17 protein-coding genes are annotated in these 17726 nt (G+C 60.3%); 11 read left to right on the top strand and 6 right to left on the bottom strand.

The features are described 5' to 3' along the window. Window positions 1-16: 16 nt before the first annotated feature. The 5 genes from ftsZ (at window position 17) to ligA (ending at window position 8148) form a co-directional block, all read left to right on the top strand. Window positions 17-1783, top strand: a complete 1767-nt coding sequence (gene ftsZ, locus PMI03_RS20450) for a cell division protein FtsZ (protein ID WP_007697157.1) — start codon at window positions 17-19, stop codon at window positions 1781-1783. Window positions 1784-2114: 331 nt separating this feature from the next. Then, complete coding sequence (gene lpxC, locus PMI03_RS20445; protein WP_007697155.1) at window positions 2115-3071, top strand: UDP-3-O-acyl-N-acetylglucosamine deacetylase; 957 nt, start codon at window positions 2115-2117, stop codon at window positions 3069-3071. 287 nt (window positions 3072-3358) lie between these two features. Beyond that, a complete protein-coding gene (locus PMI03_RS20440; protein WP_012651813.1) occupies window positions 3359-4228 on the top strand; it encodes an outer membrane protein assembly factor BamD in 870 nt (289 codons plus the stop codon). A 12-nt stretch (window positions 4229-4240) separates the two neighbouring features. Continuing rightward, complete coding sequence (gene recN, locus PMI03_RS20435; protein ID WP_007697150.1) at window positions 4241-5914, top strand: DNA repair protein RecN; 1674 nt, start codon at window positions 4241-4243, stop codon at window positions 5912-5914. 80 nt (window positions 5915-5994) lie between these two features. Next, window positions 5995-8148, top strand: coding sequence for an NAD-dependent DNA ligase LigA (gene ligA, locus PMI03_RS20430; RefSeq protein ID WP_007697148.1), 2154 nt, complete (start codon window positions 5995-5997; stop codon window positions 8146-8148). Between the two features lie 38 nt (window positions 8149-8186). Here ligA and PMI03_RS20425 read toward each other — a convergent pair whose 3' ends face one another. Next, window positions 8187-8723 carry a GNAT family N-acetyltransferase gene (locus PMI03_RS20425; RefSeq protein WP_007697146.1) on the bottom strand — a complete coding sequence of 179 codons (537 nt, stop codon included), beginning with the start codon at window positions 8721-8723 and terminating at the stop codon, window positions 8187-8189. Window positions 8724-8807: 84 nt separating this feature from the next. After that, window positions 8808-9020 carry a hypothetical protein gene (locus PMI03_RS31820; RefSeq protein ID WP_309574425.1) on the bottom strand — a complete coding sequence of 71 codons (213 nt, stop codon included), beginning with the start codon at window positions 9018-9020 and terminating at the stop codon, window positions 8808-8810. 112 nt (window positions 9021-9132) lie between these two features. On the opposite strand from PMI03_RS31820, the gene PMI03_RS20420 reads away from it, so the two are divergent. After that, the gene (locus PMI03_RS20420) at window positions 9133-9627 is read left to right on the top strand and encodes a CreA family protein (RefSeq protein WP_007697144.1); all 495 of its coding nucleotides are present in this window, start codon (window positions 9133-9135) and stop codon (window positions 9625-9627) included. A gap of 265 nt (window positions 9628-9892) precedes the next feature. Here PMI03_RS20420 and PMI03_RS20415 read toward each other — a convergent pair whose 3' ends face one another. Continuing rightward, window positions 9893-10357, bottom strand: a complete 465-nt coding sequence (locus PMI03_RS20415) for a chemotaxis protein CheW (RefSeq protein WP_007697141.1) — start codon at window positions 10355-10357, stop codon at window positions 9893-9895. A 380-nt stretch (window positions 10358-10737) separates the two neighbouring features. Between PMI03_RS20415 and PMI03_RS20405 the strand changes: the two genes are divergently transcribed. Genes PMI03_RS20405 through PMI03_RS20395 form a run of 3 tightly spaced genes read left to right on the top strand, consistent with a single transcriptional unit; the run spans window position 10738 to window position 13395 of the window. Further along, complete coding sequence (locus PMI03_RS20405) at window positions 10738-11340, top strand: SCO family protein (RefSeq protein WP_007697139.1); 603 nt, start codon at window positions 10738-10740, stop codon at window positions 11338-11340. A gap of 7 nt (window positions 11341-11347) precedes the next feature. Further along, on the top strand, window positions 11348-12496 hold the full coding sequence (locus tag PMI03_RS20400) for an NAD(P)/FAD-dependent oxidoreductase (RefSeq protein ID WP_007697137.1): 1149 nt from the start codon (window positions 11348-11350) through the stop codon (window positions 12494-12496). A 20-nt stretch (window positions 12497-12516) separates the two neighbouring features. Then, a complete protein-coding gene (locus PMI03_RS20395; protein ID WP_007697133.1) occupies window positions 12517-13395 on the top strand; it encodes a 50S ribosomal protein L11 methyltransferase in 879 nt (292 codons plus the stop codon). A 209-nt stretch (window positions 13396-13604) separates the two neighbouring features. Here PMI03_RS20395 and PMI03_RS31815 read toward each other — a convergent pair whose 3' ends face one another. After that, window positions 13605-13745 (bottom strand): hypothetical protein, encoded by a 141-nt coding sequence (locus PMI03_RS31815; protein WP_162185011.1) that lies wholly within the window; start codon window positions 13743-13745, stop codon window positions 13605-13607. Between the two features lie 340 nt (window positions 13746-14085). On the opposite strand from PMI03_RS31815, the gene PMI03_RS20390 reads away from it, so the two are divergent. Beyond that, window positions 14086-15921 carry an aminopeptidase P family protein gene (locus tag PMI03_RS20390; RefSeq protein WP_007697131.1) on the top strand — a complete coding sequence of 612 codons (1836 nt, stop codon included), beginning with the start codon at window positions 14086-14088 and terminating at the stop codon, window positions 15919-15921. Between the two features lie 280 nt (window positions 15922-16201). Here the strand turns inward: PMI03_RS20390 and PMI03_RS20385 are convergent, their stop codons facing one another. Beyond that, window positions 16202-16513, bottom strand: coding sequence for an AzlD family protein (locus PMI03_RS20385; protein ID WP_007697127.1), 312 nt, complete (start codon window positions 16511-16513; stop codon window positions 16202-16204). A gap of 2 nt (window positions 16514-16515) precedes the next feature. Further along, complete coding sequence (locus PMI03_RS20380; RefSeq protein ID WP_007697124.1) at window positions 16516-17238, bottom strand: AzlC family ABC transporter permease; 723 nt, start codon at window positions 17236-17238, stop codon at window positions 16516-16518. A 235-nt stretch (window positions 17239-17473) separates the two neighbouring features. Here PMI03_RS20380 and PMI03_RS20375 point away from each other — a divergent pair, with 235 nt between their 5' ends. Next, window positions 17474-17725, top strand: a complete 252-nt coding sequence (locus tag PMI03_RS20375) for a DUF2164 domain-containing protein (RefSeq protein ID WP_007697121.1) — start codon at window positions 17474-17476, stop codon at window positions 17723-17725. Window position 17726 lies beyond the last annotated feature (1 nt).

Here is a 17726-nt window from a genome sequence, read left to right as displayed (position 1 = left end):
AGAAGGAACGGGTACAATGACTATCAAGCTGCATAAGCCAGATATCACCGAGCTGAAGCCGCGGATCACCGTGTTCGGTGTTGGTGGTGGTGGCGGCAATGCCGTCAACAACATGATCACGGCAGGCTTGCAGGGCGTCGATTTCGTCGTCGCCAACACAGATGCACAGGCTTTGACGATGACGAAGGCGGAGCGGATCATTCAGCTCGGCGTCAACGTCACCGAAGGCCTCGGTGCTGGTTCGCAGCCGGAAGTCGGTCGCGCCGCCGCTGAAGAGTGCATCGACGAGATCATCGACCACCTGAACGGCACGCATATGTGCTTCGTCACCGCCGGCATGGGTGGTGGTACGGGCACTGGCGCTGCGCCGGTCGTTGCACAGGCGGCCCGCAACAAGGGCATCTTGACCGTCGGCGTCGTCACCAAGCCGTTCCACTTCGAAGGCGGCCGCCGCATGCGGCTGGCTGAAATGGGCATCCAGGAACTGCAGAAGTCGGTTGACACGCTGATCGTCATTCCGAACCAGAACCTGTTCCGTATCGCCAATGACAAGACGACCTTCGCCGACGCGTTCTCGATGGCCGACCAGGTTCTTTATTCGGGCGTTGCCTGCATCACCGACCTGATGGTGAAGGAAGGTCTTATCAACCTCGACTTCGCTGACGTCCGTTCGGTCATGCGCGAAATGGGCCGTGCAATGATGGGTACCGGTGAGGCTTCCGGCCAGGGCCGCGCGATGCAGGCTGCGGAAGCGGCTATCGCCAATCCGCTGCTCGACGAAACCTCGATGAAGGGCGCGCAGGGCCTGCTGATCTCGATCACCGGCGGCCGTGACCTCACGCTGTTCGAAGTCGACGAAGCTGCAACGCGCATCCGCGAAGAAGTCGATCCGGACGCCAACATCATCCTCGGCGCTACTTTCGACGAATCGCTGGAAGGCATCATCCGCGTCTCCGTCGTTGCGACCGGTATCGATCGTGCGATGAACGAAGCTGCCGAACGGAATATGGAATTCCGCCCGGTCGCAAAGCCGGCTATCCGTCCTTCCGCGGCCGCCGCTCCGGCAGCGGCCGCAGCCCAGCCTGCCCATGTCGCGCAGGCCCATACCGCACAGGCGCAAGTCAACCAGGCTCCTGTTGCACCGGCTCCTAGAGCCGTCGATCCGATCGCGCAGACCATTCGCATGGCGGAAGCCGACATGGAACGCGAGTTGGAAATCCAGATGGGAGCTCGTCAGGTTCCCGCTCCGCAGCCGGCTATGCAGCAGCCTGTCGTTCAGGAGGAAAGCTTCCGTCCGCAGAGCCGCATCTTCGCAGCCGCACCTGAGGCTCAGCCGGTCCGTCAGGCTCCGGTTCAGCCGCAACCCCAGCCGGCCGCGTATCAGCAGCCGGTGATGCAGCAGCCGATCGCCCGGCAGGCTGTTGAGCAGGTTCGCATGCCGAAGGTCGAGGATTTTCCTCCGGTTGTTAAGGCCGAGATGGAACATCGCGCTCAGCCGGTTGCCGCACAGGCTGCCGAGGAGCGTGGTCCGATGGGCTTGTTGAAGCGAATCACCAATTCGCTCGGTCGCCGCGACGAGGACCCGGCTTTCAACGACATGACGGCTTCGGCTCCGAGTGCTGCCCCGCAGCAGCGCCGCGCACCGTCGCCGGAGGCCAGCCTCTACGCGCCGCGTCGTGGCCAGCTCGATGACCAGGGCCGTCAGGTCCCGCAGGCTCGCATGACGAACCAGGAAGACGACCAGCTCGAAATCCCGGCCTTCCTGCGCCGGCAGTCGAACTGATCCGGTCCAAGACATCCTTTTAATAGGATGCTAACCATGTTTGGTGAATCCGGGGCTCACGAGCCCCGGATTTCGTTTTTTGAGGCCTGTCTTTAATCTTAAAATTACCTAGCAAATTCAATCATCTGCTTTCGTAACAAAGCGAAAGAAACAGTGATTTGGAATGCGATCCCCCCGCGCGTATGTAAAGGGCAAGCGAGCCTGCGGAATCGCATCAGACAATGATTGCATGTGGTTTCCGCGGACTAGGTAACAGACTGAACCAGCAATGAGGCAGGGGTCCAAAGGTGACCGCCCCGGCTTGGTACAGACAGACGAAGGCAGATTTTATATGGCAATCGGATTGCTGGGTTTTCAGACCACCATCGCAAACCCCGTGACACTTTCGGGTATCGGCGTTCATTCCGGCGCCAACGTGTCGATCACGTTCTACCCGGCCGAAGCTGGCACAGGTGTCATTTTCCAGCGCATGCATGACAATGGCGACGTGACGGAACTGCGCGCGGTTTCCTCGCAGGTCGGCAATACGGATCTTTGCACGATTCTCGGTTTCTCTCCGGCGCGCTCGGTCGCGACGGTCGAGCATGTCATGGCGGCAATCTACGCGATCGGTCTGGACAATGTCATCGTCGAAGTGACCGGTGCGGAAATGCCGATCATGGACGGCAGCTCCTATCCCTTTATCGAAGCCATCGAGCAGGTCGGTATCGTCTCGCTTGGCGTCAAGCGCCGCTACATTCGCGTCACCAAGCCGGTTCGTATCGAAGCCGGCGGCTCCTGGTGCGAGTTTCGCCCCTATGACGGCACACGCTTCGAAGTCGAGATCGACTTCGATTGCCCGCTGATCGGCCGCCAGAAGTGGGAAGGCGACATGACTGCCGAGACCTTCAAGAAAGAACTGTCGCGCGCCCGTACCTTCGGCTTCATGCGTGATGTCGAGCGGCTCTGGGCTTCTGGTCATGCGCTCGGCTCTTCGCTGGAAAATTCCGTCGTCATCTCCGACGACAACACGGTGATCAATGTCGAAGGCCTGCGTTACGCCAAGGATGAGTTCGTCCGCCACAAGACGCTGGATGCCGTTGGCGATCTGGCGCTGGCCGGCACGCAGTTCATTGGCTGCTACCGCTCTTATCGCGGCGGTCACCGCATGAATGCAAACGCACTGAAGGCGCTGCTGAGCGATCCCTCTGCCTATGACGTCGTCGAAACTTCGGCGCCGCGTCAGCGCGCACACAGCCGCGATTTCGTCACCGTGAATGCTGCTGAATTCGCTCCCTGGTCGGCGTGACCTCCAGAAATCCAGGTGGGTAAAGTTGCCGCTCCCGCGAGGGGGCGGCTCTTTTTTTGACAGGAGATTCGCGGGTGGCATCTGGAGGTCGAGTACTTTCTCGCAATCGGGTGGCCCGGAAAGAAATCTCTTGTCGATACAACGATTAAAGCCTGCCATTTGGCGGGCTTTGCCACAAAAATGCGTTAATGCTTCATCATTGCGTTGCCCTGATGGTGCTTTTGCGGCTAGAAACGCCAGCGAGAGAACGCCGTTTCCGCAACAACGGCTAGTGGGACAGTCATCCGATGGGTTTTGCAGGGTCTGAAAGCATGAAGATTACAGCACGGGCTTTGCTCGTATCGCTTCTCCTGGCCGGTACCGGTGCGGTGGTAACGGGTTGCAATACGGACAAGGACATCGACATCAGTAAGCTCGGTGTCGAGACCGATCCGCCGGAAACCCTCTACAATCAGGGCCTTGCCAACATCAAGGCCGGCAACATGGCGGAAGCCGGACGCAAGTTCGACGCCATCAACCAGCAGCAGCCGTTCTCCGAATGGGCGCGCAAAGCGCTGGTGATGAGCACCTTCGTCAAGTACCGCACCGGCCGTTACGACGATGCCGTGCAGTCGGGCAATAGCTATCTCAAGCAATATCCCGGCTCCGAAGATGCCGATTACGTGCAGTATCTCGTCGGTTCGTCCTATGCCAAGCAGATCGTCAGCGTGACGCAGGATCAGCGCGCGGCGCAGCAGACGATCGAGGCGATGAGCAAGGTCGTCACCAACTATCCTAGCTCGCAATATGTCAGCGATGCGCAGGCCAAGATCCGTTTCGCGCGCGACCAGCTCGCCGGCAAGGAAATGCAGATCGGCCGCTACTATCTCGAGCGCAAGGATTACCTTGCGGCCATCTCTCGCTTCCGTATTGTCATCGAGCAATACCCGACGACGAATCAGATCGAAGAGGCTCTGGCTCGCCTGGTTGAAGCCTATTATGCCATGGGCATCGTTCAGGAAGCGCAGACTGCAGCCGCGGTTCTGGGTCACAACTATCCGGATAGCCGTTGGTACGCCGATTCCTTCAAGCTTCTGAAGACTGGCGGCCTTTCGCCAAATGAAAACGAAGGCTCCTGGATTTCGAAGGCGGGCAAGAAACTTCTTCTTGGGACGTGAGATTGAGCGCGCATGCTGATCCAGCTTTCGATCCGCGATATCGTCTTGATCGAGCGGCTGGATCTCGCCTTCGAGACCGGGCTCTCGGTGCTGACCGGCGAGACGGGCGCGGGCAAATCCATCCTGCTTGACAGTCTGTCGCTGGCTCTTGGCGGGCGCGGCGACGGCGATCTCGTACGCCATGGCGAGGAACGCGGCCAGGTGACGGCCGTGTTCGATGTCGGCATGCAGCATGCCGCTCGCAAGCTTCTGCGCGAAAACGGCATCGATGATGACGGCGACCTGATTTTCCGCCGTACCCAATCCGCCGACGGCCGCACTAAGGCTTTCGTCAATGATCAGCCGCTCAGCGTTCAGCTGATGCGCCAAGCCGGTCAGCTTCTTGTCGAAATTCATGGACAGCATGACGATCGCGCTCTGGTCGATACCGACGCGCATCGTATGCTGCTCGACGCTTTCGCCGGCATTGCCGACGACGTGCAGGGTGTCGGGCGGCTCTACAAGGTCTGGCGCGATACCGAGCGGACGCTCAGGAAGCAGCGTGAGCAGGTGGAGAATGCGGCTCGCGAAGCCGATTATATCCGCGCGGCGGTCGAGGAGCTGGAGAAGCTGTCGCCGCAGGATGGCGAAGAGGATGAGCTGGCCGAGAAGCGTTCGCGGATGATGAAAGCCGAGCGCATTGCCGGCGACATCGCCGAAGCTTCCGAGTTCCTGAACGGCAATGCCTCTCCGGTGCCCCATATTGCCTCGCTGGTGCGCCGGCTGGAGCGTAAGAGCCATGAGGCGCCGGGCCTGCTTGAAGACACGGTAGCCTTGCTTGATGCGGCCCTGGACCAGCTCTCCAACGCCCAGATGGAAGTGGAAGCGGCTCTCCGCAAGACCGAATATGATCCGCGGGAATTGGAGCGGGTTGAGGAGCGGTTGTTTGCGCTGCGTGCCGCCTCGCGCAAATATTCCGTGCCGGTAACCGAGCTGCCGGCGCTGGCCGTGAAGATGATTGCGGATCTCGCCGATCTCGATGCCGGAGAAGAGCGGCTGGCACGGCTGGATGCCGAACTGGCCGTCGCCAAGGCTGCCTATGATGCCGCCGCACACAGCCTCTCCGATAAGCGCCATCATGCCGGCGAAGCGCTTGCCGCCGCCGTCATGGCCGAACTGCCGGCGCTGAAGCTAGAACGGGCGCGCTTCATGGTGGAAATCACCACGGATGCCGAGGGAGCTACGGCCGAGGGCATCGATGTCATCGAATTTCATGTGCAGACCAATCCGGGCACGCGGCCGGGACCGATCACGAAGGTCGCGTCGGGCGGCGAGCTGTCGCGTTTCCTGCTGGCGCTGAAGGTGGCTCTGGCCGATCGCGGCTCAGCGCCGACCCTGGTTTTCGACGAAATCGACACTGGCGTCGGCGGTGCGGTGGCTGATGCAATCGGCCAGAGGCTCAAGCGGCTTTCCGATCGCGTGCAGGTGCTCTCCGTCACCCATGCGCCGCAGGTCGCGGCGCGTGCTGCCACGCATCTCCTGATCTCCAAGGGGCCGGTTGCCGACGGTTCCGAGAAGATCTCCACCCGCGTCGCTACCATGGCGCCGACGGATCGCACCGAGGAGATCGCTCGCATGCTTGCCGGTGCGTCGATTACCGAAGAGGCGAGGGCGGCGGCCAAGAGGCTGTTGGCGGGCAACGGCTGAGAGCATCAAGCCTCATCCAACGCACTTCCCATTCCGCAAATTTTCACTAAAACATCTCGGAAATCCGGGAGTGCGAATCCATGAGCAGCGAACAGAAGCCCGTCGAAGATTTGACCGAAGAAGAGGCAGCCGCTGCGCTTGCCTATCTGGCCGCCGAGATCGCGCGCAATGACGCGCTTTATCACGGCAACGACGCACCGGAGATTTCGGATGCGGAATATGACGCGCTGAAGCGGCGCAACGATGCCATCGAAGCGCGCTTTCCAGCACTCGTTCGGGCCGACAGCCCATCGCGGCGGGTCGGTGCCGCGCCGTCCGAAACCTTCATGCCCGTCGTGCACGCACGGCCGATGCTGTCGCTCGACAATACCTTCTCGCAGGAAGACGTGCAGGATTTCGTCGCCGGCGTCTATCGCTTCCTCGGCCGGTTGCCCGACCAGTCGATCGCCTTCACCGCCGAGCCGAAGATCGACGGGCTCTCCATGTCGATCCGCTATGAGAATGGCCGGATGGTGAGCGCGGCGACGCGCGGCGACGGCACGACCGGCGAAAACGTCACGGCCAATATCCGCACCATCAAGGAGATCCCGCAGACCCTGCCGGCCGGCGCGCCCGCGGTCGTCGAGATACGCGGCGAGGTCTATATGGCCAAGAGCGATTTCCTGGCGCTGAACGCGCAGATGGAGGCGGAGGGCAAGCAGACCTATGTCAATCCGCGCAACACCGCAGCCGGCTCGCTGCGCCAGCTCGATGCCAAGGTTACGGCCAGCCGAAAGCTGAAATTCTTCGCCTATGCCTGGGGCGAGATGTCCGACATGCCGGCCGACACGCAGTTCGGCATGGTGCAGACGTTTGGAGAATGGGGTTTCCCGGTCAATCCGCTGATGAAACGGCTGAACTCGGTTGCGGACATTCTCGCCCATTACGACGAGATCGGCCTTCAGCGTCCGGATCTCGATTATGATATCGACGGCGTCGTCTACAAGGTCGATAGCCTGGAACTGCAGGCACGCCTCGGCTTCCGCTCGCGCTCGCCGCGTTGGGCGACGGCACACAAGTTCCCGGCCGAGCAGGCGCTCACCCGGTTGCTCGATATCGACATCCAAGTTGGTCGCACAGGCGCTCTGACGCCGGTCGCGCGACTGGAGCCGATTACGGTCGGCGGCGTCGTGGTGACCAATGCGACGCTGCACAATGCCGACTACATCAAGGGCATCGGCAATAAGGGTGAGCCGATCCGCGATGGCCGCGACATTCGCGTTGGCGACATGGTGATCGTGCAGCGCGCCGGCGACGTCATTCCGCAGATCGTCGACGTCGTGCTGGAGAAGCGGGAGGCATCGAGCGTCGCCTATGAATTCCCTAAGACCTGCCCGGTCTGCGGCAGCCATGCGGTGCGTGATATCAATGAAAAGACCGGCAAGGTCGATGCGGTGACGCGCTGCACCGGCGGCTTTATCTGCCGGGCGCAGGCGACGGAGCATCTGAAGCATTTCGTCTCGCGCAATGCCTATGACATCGAGGGACTCGGTTCGAAGCAGATCGATTTCTTCTTCGAAAGCGACGACCCGGCGCTACAGGTACGTACCGCGCCCGATATTTTCACCCTGGAGAGGCGGCAGCAGTCGTCGTTGACCAAGCTGGAGAATATCGACGGCTTCGGCAAAGTCAGCGTTTCCAAGCTCTATGCGGCCATAAACGAGCGGCGCGATATCGCCCTGCATCGCTTCATCTTCGCGCTCGGCATTCGCCATGTCGGCGAGACCACGGCAAAGCTCCTGGCGCGCTCCTATGGCACCTATGAGGCTTTTGAGGCGGGGATGAAGGAGGCGGCCCCGCTCGCGGGTGACGCGTGGAACGACCTCAACAATATCGAGGGTATCGGCGAGGTGGTCGCCCGCGCTGTCGTCGAATTCTATAAGGAGCCGCGCAACGTCGAGGTGATCTCGAAGCTGCTTGACGAGGTAAGGCCGCAGGAGGCGGAGCAGCCGACCACCTCGGGCAGCCCGGTCGTCGGCAAGACGGTGGTTTTCACCGGTTCGCTGGAAAAATTCACCCGCGACGAAGCCAAGGCTAAGGCTGAAAGTCTCGGCGCCAAGGTCTCCGGCTCGGTCTCGAAAAAGACCGACATCGTGGTGGCGGGACCGGGCGCCGGCTCGAAGCTGGACAAAGCGCGGGAGTTCAACGTGCAGGTCATGACTGAGGATGAATGGCTGGAACTGATCGGCGGGTAATCGGCGGCGGCGATCCATGGACCGCCGCCTCTGGCCGTTTACATCCTGATCCGCGCCATCGTGAAGGCATCCACATATTCGCCGTTGCGAAATGCAAAGGCTTTGAGCCTTCCCTCTGTCTCAAAACCGAATTTCTCGTAGAGCCGGATCGCAGGCCCGTTGTCGACATAGACGGTCAGCTGCAGTCGCTTGATCGCCAGCCAGTTGTCGGCGGTGTCGACGAGGGCAGCAAACAGCGCAGAACCTATACCCCGGCCGATGAAATCGTCATGGACGCCCATTCCGATGTTTCCGGTGTGAATCTGGCGGCCATCATGGCGGCGTAGGCCGGCGTTGCCGACGATTTGCCCCTCGAGCAAAGCGACAAGGCTGATCGCGCCAGGCGTCGGCTTTTCCAGCCATTGCCGGGTTTCCTCGATGCTCTGAAAGGGCAGGCGGAGTGTGCCGGCGCGAAAGCCGGGCAGATTGGCAATAAGGGCGATGCCTTCGGCATCAGATGGAGCTGCGGCTCGAATCTCTACTCCAACGGCTTTTCGTGGTCGTCGCCGGTCCGGTTCTTGCTGTCCTGAATTCATATGGCTCTCCTTGATGTTCAGGAGGAGAGCAAGGACTTCAAACCCTGCTCGCCTCGGCAGGGGTTGAAGGGGATCGCAGTCAGCTTAACGCAACGCTGCTTCCACTCGCCCTGCAAGGGGTGAGGTGGCGAGAAGATGCATCATGGTGGCGCGGTTTGCGATCATGCCGCCAGCTTCCGGTGTTTTTGCCCGGAAGTCAACAGGATGGCCTGCGTCTGTGATGGTGTTGGACGTGGCAGGCGATGCGGTGAAGCTTGCCGTCATCCACATGATGGAATGGGGAAATGCCAGGTTCATGGCTGGGCTTAAGAGCGGGTGATGACCACGTCGACCTCTTGCATCCCCCGAGCGCTATCTTACTTTAGCAATGCCGCTTGAACTCCCGGCGGCGCATGTCGGAGGATGATTGATGACGTCTTTGAAGTTGCCTGCTGCTCTTGCCGCGTCGTTCCTGGCGCTGGCGCCCGTTTCCGCATCCGCCGAGGTCGTCGGCAAGGTTGGAGTGGACTGGACCGGCAATGATATTCTGGTTGATGCCGTGCCTGATCCGGGCGTCTCCGGCGTCACCTGCCACGTCACGTATTTCGACCGCAGCGTCATCGACCGGCTGAGAAAGGGCAACTGGTTCGAGGATCCCTCCAACAATTCGATCGCCTGCCAGCAGACCGGCCCGATCTCGATCGGCGACATCAACCTGTCGCAAGGCGGAGAGGAAGTGTTTCGCGCCGGGCTGTCGCTGATCTGGAAGAAGCTGGTGGTCACTCGGATCTACGACAAGAAGAACGATACGCTGGTCTATCTTATTCATTCGCGCGAGTTGACCAACGGCTCGGCGAAGATGGCGATTTCCACCATTCCTCTGTTCAGCCAGACCGTGACCTGGAAGAACGGCAAGCCCAACTGAGATTGCCTGGCTGCTGGTTGAACAACCATGAAGAGGATTGTACCAAAAAAAGTTTAGCCTTTTAGTTGCCAAACCCACTTAAACGCTTCCGCATTGCGTCATTTTGGTGCAATTTTATGGGCGAACGTGGGAGTGGGACTTCCATCTGTTCACGGCCTGCATGATCCGCCCGCGCCGGCTACACCCCTGCTGGCGTCGGCTTAATAACACAATCGCCCTGAAGCAGCCGCTTCAGGGCGATTTTGGTTGAAGCTATTTTCCCAGATCAGGCAGCCTGCGCCAATTGCTCGGCGATGACGGTGTCGAGGTTGAGGAAGCAGACCATGGTCTTTTCCCGTGCCACGATGCCGCGGCAGAAAGCCCGCTGTGCTTCCGGAATGATTTCCGGCGGTGGCTGCAGGTCTTCGCTCTTGATGGTCATCATGTCGGACACCTGCTCGACCAGCAGGCCGACGAGCTTGCCGGCGATATCGGTGACGATGATGGCGGAGCGTTCGGACGGCTCCGTCATCTTCATGCCGAGACGGCAGGCCATGTCGATAACCGGGATCACTGCGCCGCGCAGATTGATGAGGCCAAGCACATAGGGCGGAGTATGCGGCATCGGCGTCACCGGCGCCCATCCGCGGATTTCGCGGATGGCCATGATGTCGATGCAGAATTCCTGGCCGCCGAGATGGAAGGAGACGATCTCCAGATAGGCGCCCGATTGTTTGATGGCATTCGTCATGGTGAAGGACTTCCCGTTTGGCGCCGGCGGCACGCGGCAATGGCGATTGCAAGGGGGATCGGCTGGAGCGGTTCAATGCTGCTACAGCATCCGAAGGCTTTGGCGCTCGAAAGGCGCTCGGCTGCTTCGGCGGGCGTCATGCCCTTCTGAATCAAGATGGATCTGCCGCAGGCCCTGCGACCGGCGAATCTGACTTCGCCTATTGGGTTTGATGTTGGCGCGGACAGGTTAGGATTGCTTTAACGCCGGGACGAATTCCGGTGCATGTGAAAACATCTTCTTGAATTGCGTCTCCCGGTGCGACCCGTTACACCCGGGCAGTGATCGCCCGCCGTCTCGCATGCCGAGTGTTAGCCGGGCATGGTGGGGAAGAAGCAGCGATGAAAACCGTGCGAATTGTTGTCTGGGTGGCCGTGTTGATCATGGCCGGAGTGCTGGGATGGTTCACCATCGAGGGCAGCAAGACACCGGAGGCGGCAGCCGAAGGTCCCTATGGAGTGCCGTTTACGCTTACGGCGCAGAATGGCCAGCCGATCAGTGAGCAGGCCTTTCGCGGCAAGCCGACGGCGCTGTTTTTCGGTTATACGCATTGCCCTGACGTTTGCCCGACCACGCTGTTTGAAATGAACGGCTGGATGCAGAAGGTTGACCCTGACGGCACGAAGCTCAATGCCTATTTCGTCACTGTTGATCCGGAGCGCGATACGCCCGCAATCATGAACCAGTACGTGTCCAATGTCTCGAACCGCATCACCGGCATTTCCGGCGATCCCGCCAAGGTGATGGACATGATCAAGGGCTTCCGGGTCTACGCCAAGAAAGTTCCACTCGACGAGAAGGATCCGAACGGCGATTATACCATGGATCACACCGCCTCTGTCTTCCTGCTCGACGCCTTCGGCCGCTTCGCCGGCACGATCGCCTATCAGGAGGATCCGGATGTTGCAGTCAAGAAGCTGGAGAACCTGATCAAGAAGGGATAGGGCGCCTATGGAGGATAGGGCCGGGGGAGAGAGGAAATCCAAGTCCATCCTGATTGCGGGTGCGGGTCCGGCTGGCCTGACCGCAGCGCTGGAGTTGGCTCGCCGCGGTTTTGCGCCTCGCATTATCGATGATGGCCAGGGGCCGACGCCTTTGGAAGAGAGCCGGGCTCTCGGCATCAATGCCCGCACACTGACGCTGCTTTCGCCTTCCGGCGTTGCCGAGCGCATCGTCACGGCAGCTCAGCTGATCATGCATTTTCATATCCGTTCCGGAGCGAAAGTCCTTGCCGATGTCGATACGCGGCAGGTGCCGGGGCGCTTTGGCGCCATGCACGTTCTGGCGCAGGGCGCGACTGAGCGGTTACTGATCGAGGCGCTCGCCGCCTACGGCATTGCGCCGGAATGGCAGACCGCGGTCGTGGCGGAGACGATCGCCGATACTCGGAAGCCTGAGGTGACGTTGCGACGCGCCGATGGCGGCACGGAAACCGTTCGCCCCGACATTCTGATCGGTGCCGACGGCGCGCATTCGGCCGTGCGCAAGGCGCTCGGCGCCGGTTTCCCCGGCGAGGCGTTGGAGGCTTATTTCTATATTGCCGATTTTCGCTATGCCAAACCGACGGACTCGCATTTCGTCGAGATCACGCTTTGCGATCCCGGCTTGATCGGGCGCTTGCCGGTGTCTTCCGATGTCCTGCGCTATATCTCGACGCGGGAGGATTTTGAAAGCCGCATCGTTCATCCGGACACAGTCGTCGAAAAGATCTGGGTCTCGCAGTTCCGCATTCATTTCCGCCACGTCGAGCCGATGGCCAAGGGCAATGTGTTCCTGGCGGGCGACGCGGCGCATATTCATTCTCCGGCAGGGGCTCGGGGCATGAATCTTGGCATAGAGGACGCCTGCTGGCTCGCCTGGCTCATTGCGGAAGGGCGCGAAGAGGAGTATTCGGCCCTCAGAATTCCAGCTGTGAAGCAAGTGCTGAAGCAGACCTATGGTCTGACCCGCTTGATCACCATGGAAAATGCGCTGGCGATCGCGGTGCGCAATCTGTTCGTGCCGCTGTTTTTGCGTTTCGGGCCGGCGCGGCGCAGGCTGCTTTACAATGTCGCCGGCTATGACACGCCGAAGCCGCCTTGGATCGACTGGGCCGAGTAAGAACAAGAGAGAGCGAAGAGTTGAGTGAAATCCGCCTTTACGTGACGACGACCGAGAAAAAGTCCGAGCAGGTTCTCGATCTGATGACGCCGGTGTTCGAAGATGAAGAACTACCTATCGCAACCAGCGAGATCGATGAGAAGAGCGACATCTGGGAAGCGTCGATCTATCTCTATGCGGATGACGAAGACGACGTGCGCGCGCGTTTTGCGGCTTTGCTGAAGCCGGCCTTTCCCGAGCTTGTCATCAAAAAGGAAGTCATTCCCGATGTCGATTGGATCGCCAAGTCACTGGAGGGCTTGAAGCCGGTCCGTGCCGGGCGCTTTCTGGTGCATGGTTCCCATGACCGAGACAAGATCGGCTCGAGCGATATCGCCATCGAGATCGATGCCGGCCAGGCCTTCGGCACTGGCCATCACGGTACGACGGCGGGCTGCCTGGAGACGATCGAAACGGTACTTGCCAGCCGGCGGGTGCGCAATGCGCTTGATCTCGGCACCGGCAGTGGTGTTCTGGCGATCGGCGTGCGTAAGCTGCGCAATATCCCGGTTCTCGCCACCGATATCGATCCGATCGCCGTCCGCGTCGCCCGCGAGAATGTCCGCCGCAACGGCATTGCATCTGGCATCGCGCTGGAAACGGCGCCGGGCTTTCATTCCACGGCCTTTTCCCGCCATGGGCCTTTCGACCTGATCATCGCCAACATTCTGGCCCGGCCGCTGATCAAAATGGCGCCGCAGCTGGTCGCTCACCTGGCACCCGGCGGCTCGGTCATCCTCTCGGGCATTCTTGCCGAGCAGCGCTGGAAGGTGTTGGCGGCCTATAATGGCGCGAAGATGCGCCATGTTCGCACCATCTGGCGCAACGGCTGGGTCACCATCCATCTCGACCGGCCTTGAGCCGGTCTATCTTCCATTGGGGAGTGGCTTTTAAAGGCCCTTAAAACGCAAAAGGCGATGCCGAAGCACCGCCTTGCTGATCGGTATTTGACCGATCTTGCCCGCGAGCATGTGGAGGAGTGCTCAAGCGGGCTCTACCGTTCTGGTTCGATCCGGGTGGGAGGAGGAGTCCCGGTCCGATCCAATATGAACGCTAGCTCTTGTAATTGTCAGTAGCGACCGCCACGGCTTGCGCCGATTGCTTTCGACGTTTCGACTTCGAGCTGGCGAAGTGCGCCGACAGAGTGGCGTACGGTGCGCCGCTCGCCAGCCAGTGCCGGGCTAACATATGCGGAGCGAGAGATAGGCATTTTCATTGTCCTTTTCGAGCGGGTTCGCTGTGAACCCCGTTTGATGTGCACCATATAGCGACTCGCCCCCTTGCGTGGCAGGGGGTATGCTTCATGGGAGCTATGCAATTAATGCATATTGCCTGCCGCTATGATGTCACAATCGATCTCGGTTGCTCACGAAATGGGCGAAATTGTTAACGGGCGACTCGCATCGCCGACTGGCGGATCGGTTGAGAAGTCCCGTGCGCCTATTCGCGCGTGATCTTGTGCGAAAATCGTGTCGCACTTGCCGGGATCATGCTCTAACATGCTGTTGCCGCTCAGTTTCGCGGATTCTCGGTCAGTTTCGGATTAAGCCATGTTCCAGTCTTTCGACGTCACATCCACCCCGCAATTCGGTCGCGAGCGCGTCACCGGCCTGCGTGCTGCGTTCAGCAATCTCGGCATTGACGGCTTCCTTGTGCCCCGTGCGGACGAATATCAGGGTGAATATGTGCCCAAATGTTCGGAGCGCCTGGCCTGGCTGACGGGATTTACCGGATCGGCAGGTGTTGCGCTCGTGACACAGTCTCAAGCTGTTGTTTTCGTCGACGGTCGCTATGTGACGCAGTTGGCCGAGCAGGTGGACCGATCCGTGTTCACCGGCGGCGATCTCGTTGATGAGCCGCCGCATGTCTGGCTGCCGCGTCATGCGAAGAAAGGCTTCCGTCTCGGCATCGATCCGTGGCTGCACACTGGCGCCGAAGTCCGGCGGCTGGAAAAGGCGCTGGCGGAGATCGGCGGCAAGCTGGTCTTTCTGCCGCATAACCCGCTGGACAAGCTCTGGGCCGACCGTCCGGCTGAGCCGCTTGGCGGCGTCATCATCCAGGATATCGGGCAGGCTGGCATCTTGGCGAAGGACAAGTTGGCGACCATTGCGGCCGATCTGAAGGCGAAGAGCCTTAAGGCTGCTCTGATCACCGATCCGTCCTCTGTTGCCTGGATTTTCAATATTCGCGGCAACGACGTGCCGCATACGCCGCATCCGCTGGCGCGCGCCATCATCTATGCCGAGGGGGAGACGGAAATTTTCCTCGACAAGCGCAAGACCAAGATCGAGGCGGAGGCTTACCTCACGCAGATCTGCAAGCAGCTTCCTCCTTCCGAACTCGTCAAGCGACTGGCTGCTGCCTCCGCGAATGGCGGGAGCATCCTGGTCGATCCCGATCTGGCGTCCTATGCGCTGACCGACATCATTCGTCGCGAGGGTGGCGAGGTGGTGGAGGGCACGGATCCGGCCAAGCTGCCGCGCGCCCGCAAGAATGCCGCGGAAATCAATGGCTCGGCTGCCGCCCATCTGCAGGATGGCGCCGCCATGGTCGAGTTCCTCTATTGGCTGGAGACTAGCAAGCCGGGCACGGTGAGCGAAATCACCGCTGCCGAACGGCTGGAGGCAAGCCGCGCCCGCGTCGGCCAGAGCATGCAGAACCCGCTGAAGGATATTTCCTTCGACACCATCTCCGGCGCAGGCGAGCATGCGGCGATCATGCATTATCGCGTGACGACGGAGACCGATCGTCTGATCCAGGCCGGAGAGCTGTTCCTGATCGATTCCGGCGCGCAATATATCAACGGCACCACCGATATCACCCGCACGGTCGGCATCGGCGCGGTCCCTAAGGAGCAGAAGCGGTTGTTCACGCTGGTGCTGAAGGGCATGATCGCCATCAGCACGGCGCGTTTCCCCAAGGGTACGCGCGGCTGCGATCTCGATCCGCTGGCGCGTATCGCGCTCTGGAAATCCGGCGTCGACTTTGCTCACGGCACCGGCCACGGTGTCGGCTCCTATCTCTCGGTGCATGAGGGGCCGCAGCGCATCTCGCGGCTATCGACGCAGGAATTGCTTCCCGGCATGATCCTGTCGAACGAACCCGGCTATTATCGTCCGGGCCATTTCGGCATTCGTATCGAAAACCTGATCTATATTCGCGATCCCGAGGAGATCGAAGGCGGCGATATTCCGATGCTCGGCTTTGAAACGCTGACCTTCTGCCCGATCGACCGCAGCGTTATCCTTCCGGAGCTGCTGACCCATGACGAACTGCATTGGCTGAACGACTATCACGCCAGGACTCGTGAAGCGCTGATGCCGCTGATCCACGATCCGGATATCCGGGCCTGGCTGGAGAATGCGACGCTGGAATTGAGTCACTAAGAGCGCCTATCCCGCCCCTGGCGGGCGGGAAAGCGATTTCTTAGGATTAGATGAGGGCTCGTCCCTCGGCTAATTCTTAGAAATCGCAAGGGCGGGGGTGGGTAGGGACGCACGGATCTTTGAAGCAAGGGACCAAGAAATGGCCCCCCTCTCTTGCAATTTCAATGGCTTAGAAATTGCGATGAGCTTTTGAATGGGCAGAGCTTTCCGTACCGCAATTCCTAAACCAGTGAAATTGCTTTCTCGCTCGCCAAGGGCGAGATAAGGCCTGCATGTCGCTTTAAATCCCGGCAAAATGCCGCCACGCCATCACGACGGCCCATCCCGCGATCAGCATGAATGTGGATGAGAAGCGCAGGCCGACCAATAGCGCGGCGAACATAGCCACCTTCGTGTCCCAGCCGCCGTTGAAGAAGGCCGGGGCGACGAGGGTTGTAAGGACAGCGGCGGGTACCGCATTCAGCGCGGCTTCGACGCGTGGCGGAATGCGGGTCATCTTGACGATCAGGATGTAGCCGCCGATGCGCGTCAGGAAGGTGACGAGGGCGGCCGTGAGGATCAGCAGGACCATATGCAAGTCGAAATCGAACATGGTCAGACCTCGTGATGTTCATTGACGAGGTCGGGCTTGCGGTTCGCCTTGATCGGCGGCAGCATGGCGGCGAGGGCGACACCCGCGAGCGCACCGATGCTGACATGCCAGGGCGAGCCGACATAGCGATAGGCAATGGCCGAAACACCGGCGCTGGCGATCACCACGGGCAGGAAATTGTCGCGCTTGCGGAAGCCGATGACGATGCCGAGGAAATAGATCGGCAATAGGATATCGAGGCCGATCGCCTTGGGGTCGCCGATCATGCTGCCGAGCAGGCCGCCGATAAGGCTCAGCACCACCCAGACGACATAGATGACGGCGGCGAAACCCAGATACCAGGCGAAGGTGACGGGTTTGCCGCTCTCGTGACGCTTGACCGTTTCGGCAAATTGTGGATCGACCAGCAGGAAGAAGGTGAAGAATTTCTGGACCGGCGAGAAATGCCGGATGTAGCGGGCAATCGCGGCCGAGTAGAGAACATGGCGGAAATTGACCGCCAGGATCGACAGCACGATCAACCAGGCTTGTACGTTGTGGCCGAAGAGATCGATGCCGACCATCTGGCTGGCGCCGGCATAGACCGTGCCGCTCATCAGGGTGAGTTCGCCGAGCGACATGCCCTGGTCATGCGCCAGGGCGCCGAACAAGGCACCGAATGGTGCCGCCGCGATGGCGACCGGAGTGCCGCCCTTCAGGCCCTCAAAAAAATCCGCGCGACTCATGGTCCGCTTTGTCCTTTATTGAAAGCCCAACACATAGCCCGCTAAATCCGCGTGGATTTAACGGGCTATGTGCGGAGCAAAAATACAACTGGCTTTGCGCGTCCGGTGGGATGCGCGGCGCACGGAGGAGCTGTAAGCTGGGAGGCAAGCATCGGCAATTCAATTTCCTTGATAGGACAATCGATTCCGTTGAACAACCGATGGGATATGTCCACGAAACACCTGGGTGTCATCGATGAAGAAAATCACCTTCCCGAAGGAAGAAAAGGCCGCGATCGTGGTCCGCCTTCAGAAATATTTCGCCGACGAACTTGATCAGACGATCGGCACGCTGCCGGCTGAATTCCTGCTCGATTTCTTCACCACCGAAATCGGCCCGCATTTTTACAATCAGGGCCTGCGCGACGCCCATGCGGCGCTGATGACCAAGATGGAGGATTTTGGCGAGGCGATCTATCTGCTGGAGAGGGAGGCGGAGAAGCGCTGAT

The sequence above is a fragment of the Rhizobium sp. AP16 genome (assembly GCF_000281735.1).
In the GTDB taxonomy this organism is placed as follows: Bacteria; Pseudomonadota; Alphaproteobacteria; order Rhizobiales; family Rhizobiaceae; genus Rhizobium; species Rhizobium rhizogenes.
Note: the sequence above shows the minus strand (reverse complement) of the source record. Positions and strands in the feature narration are given on the sequence as shown.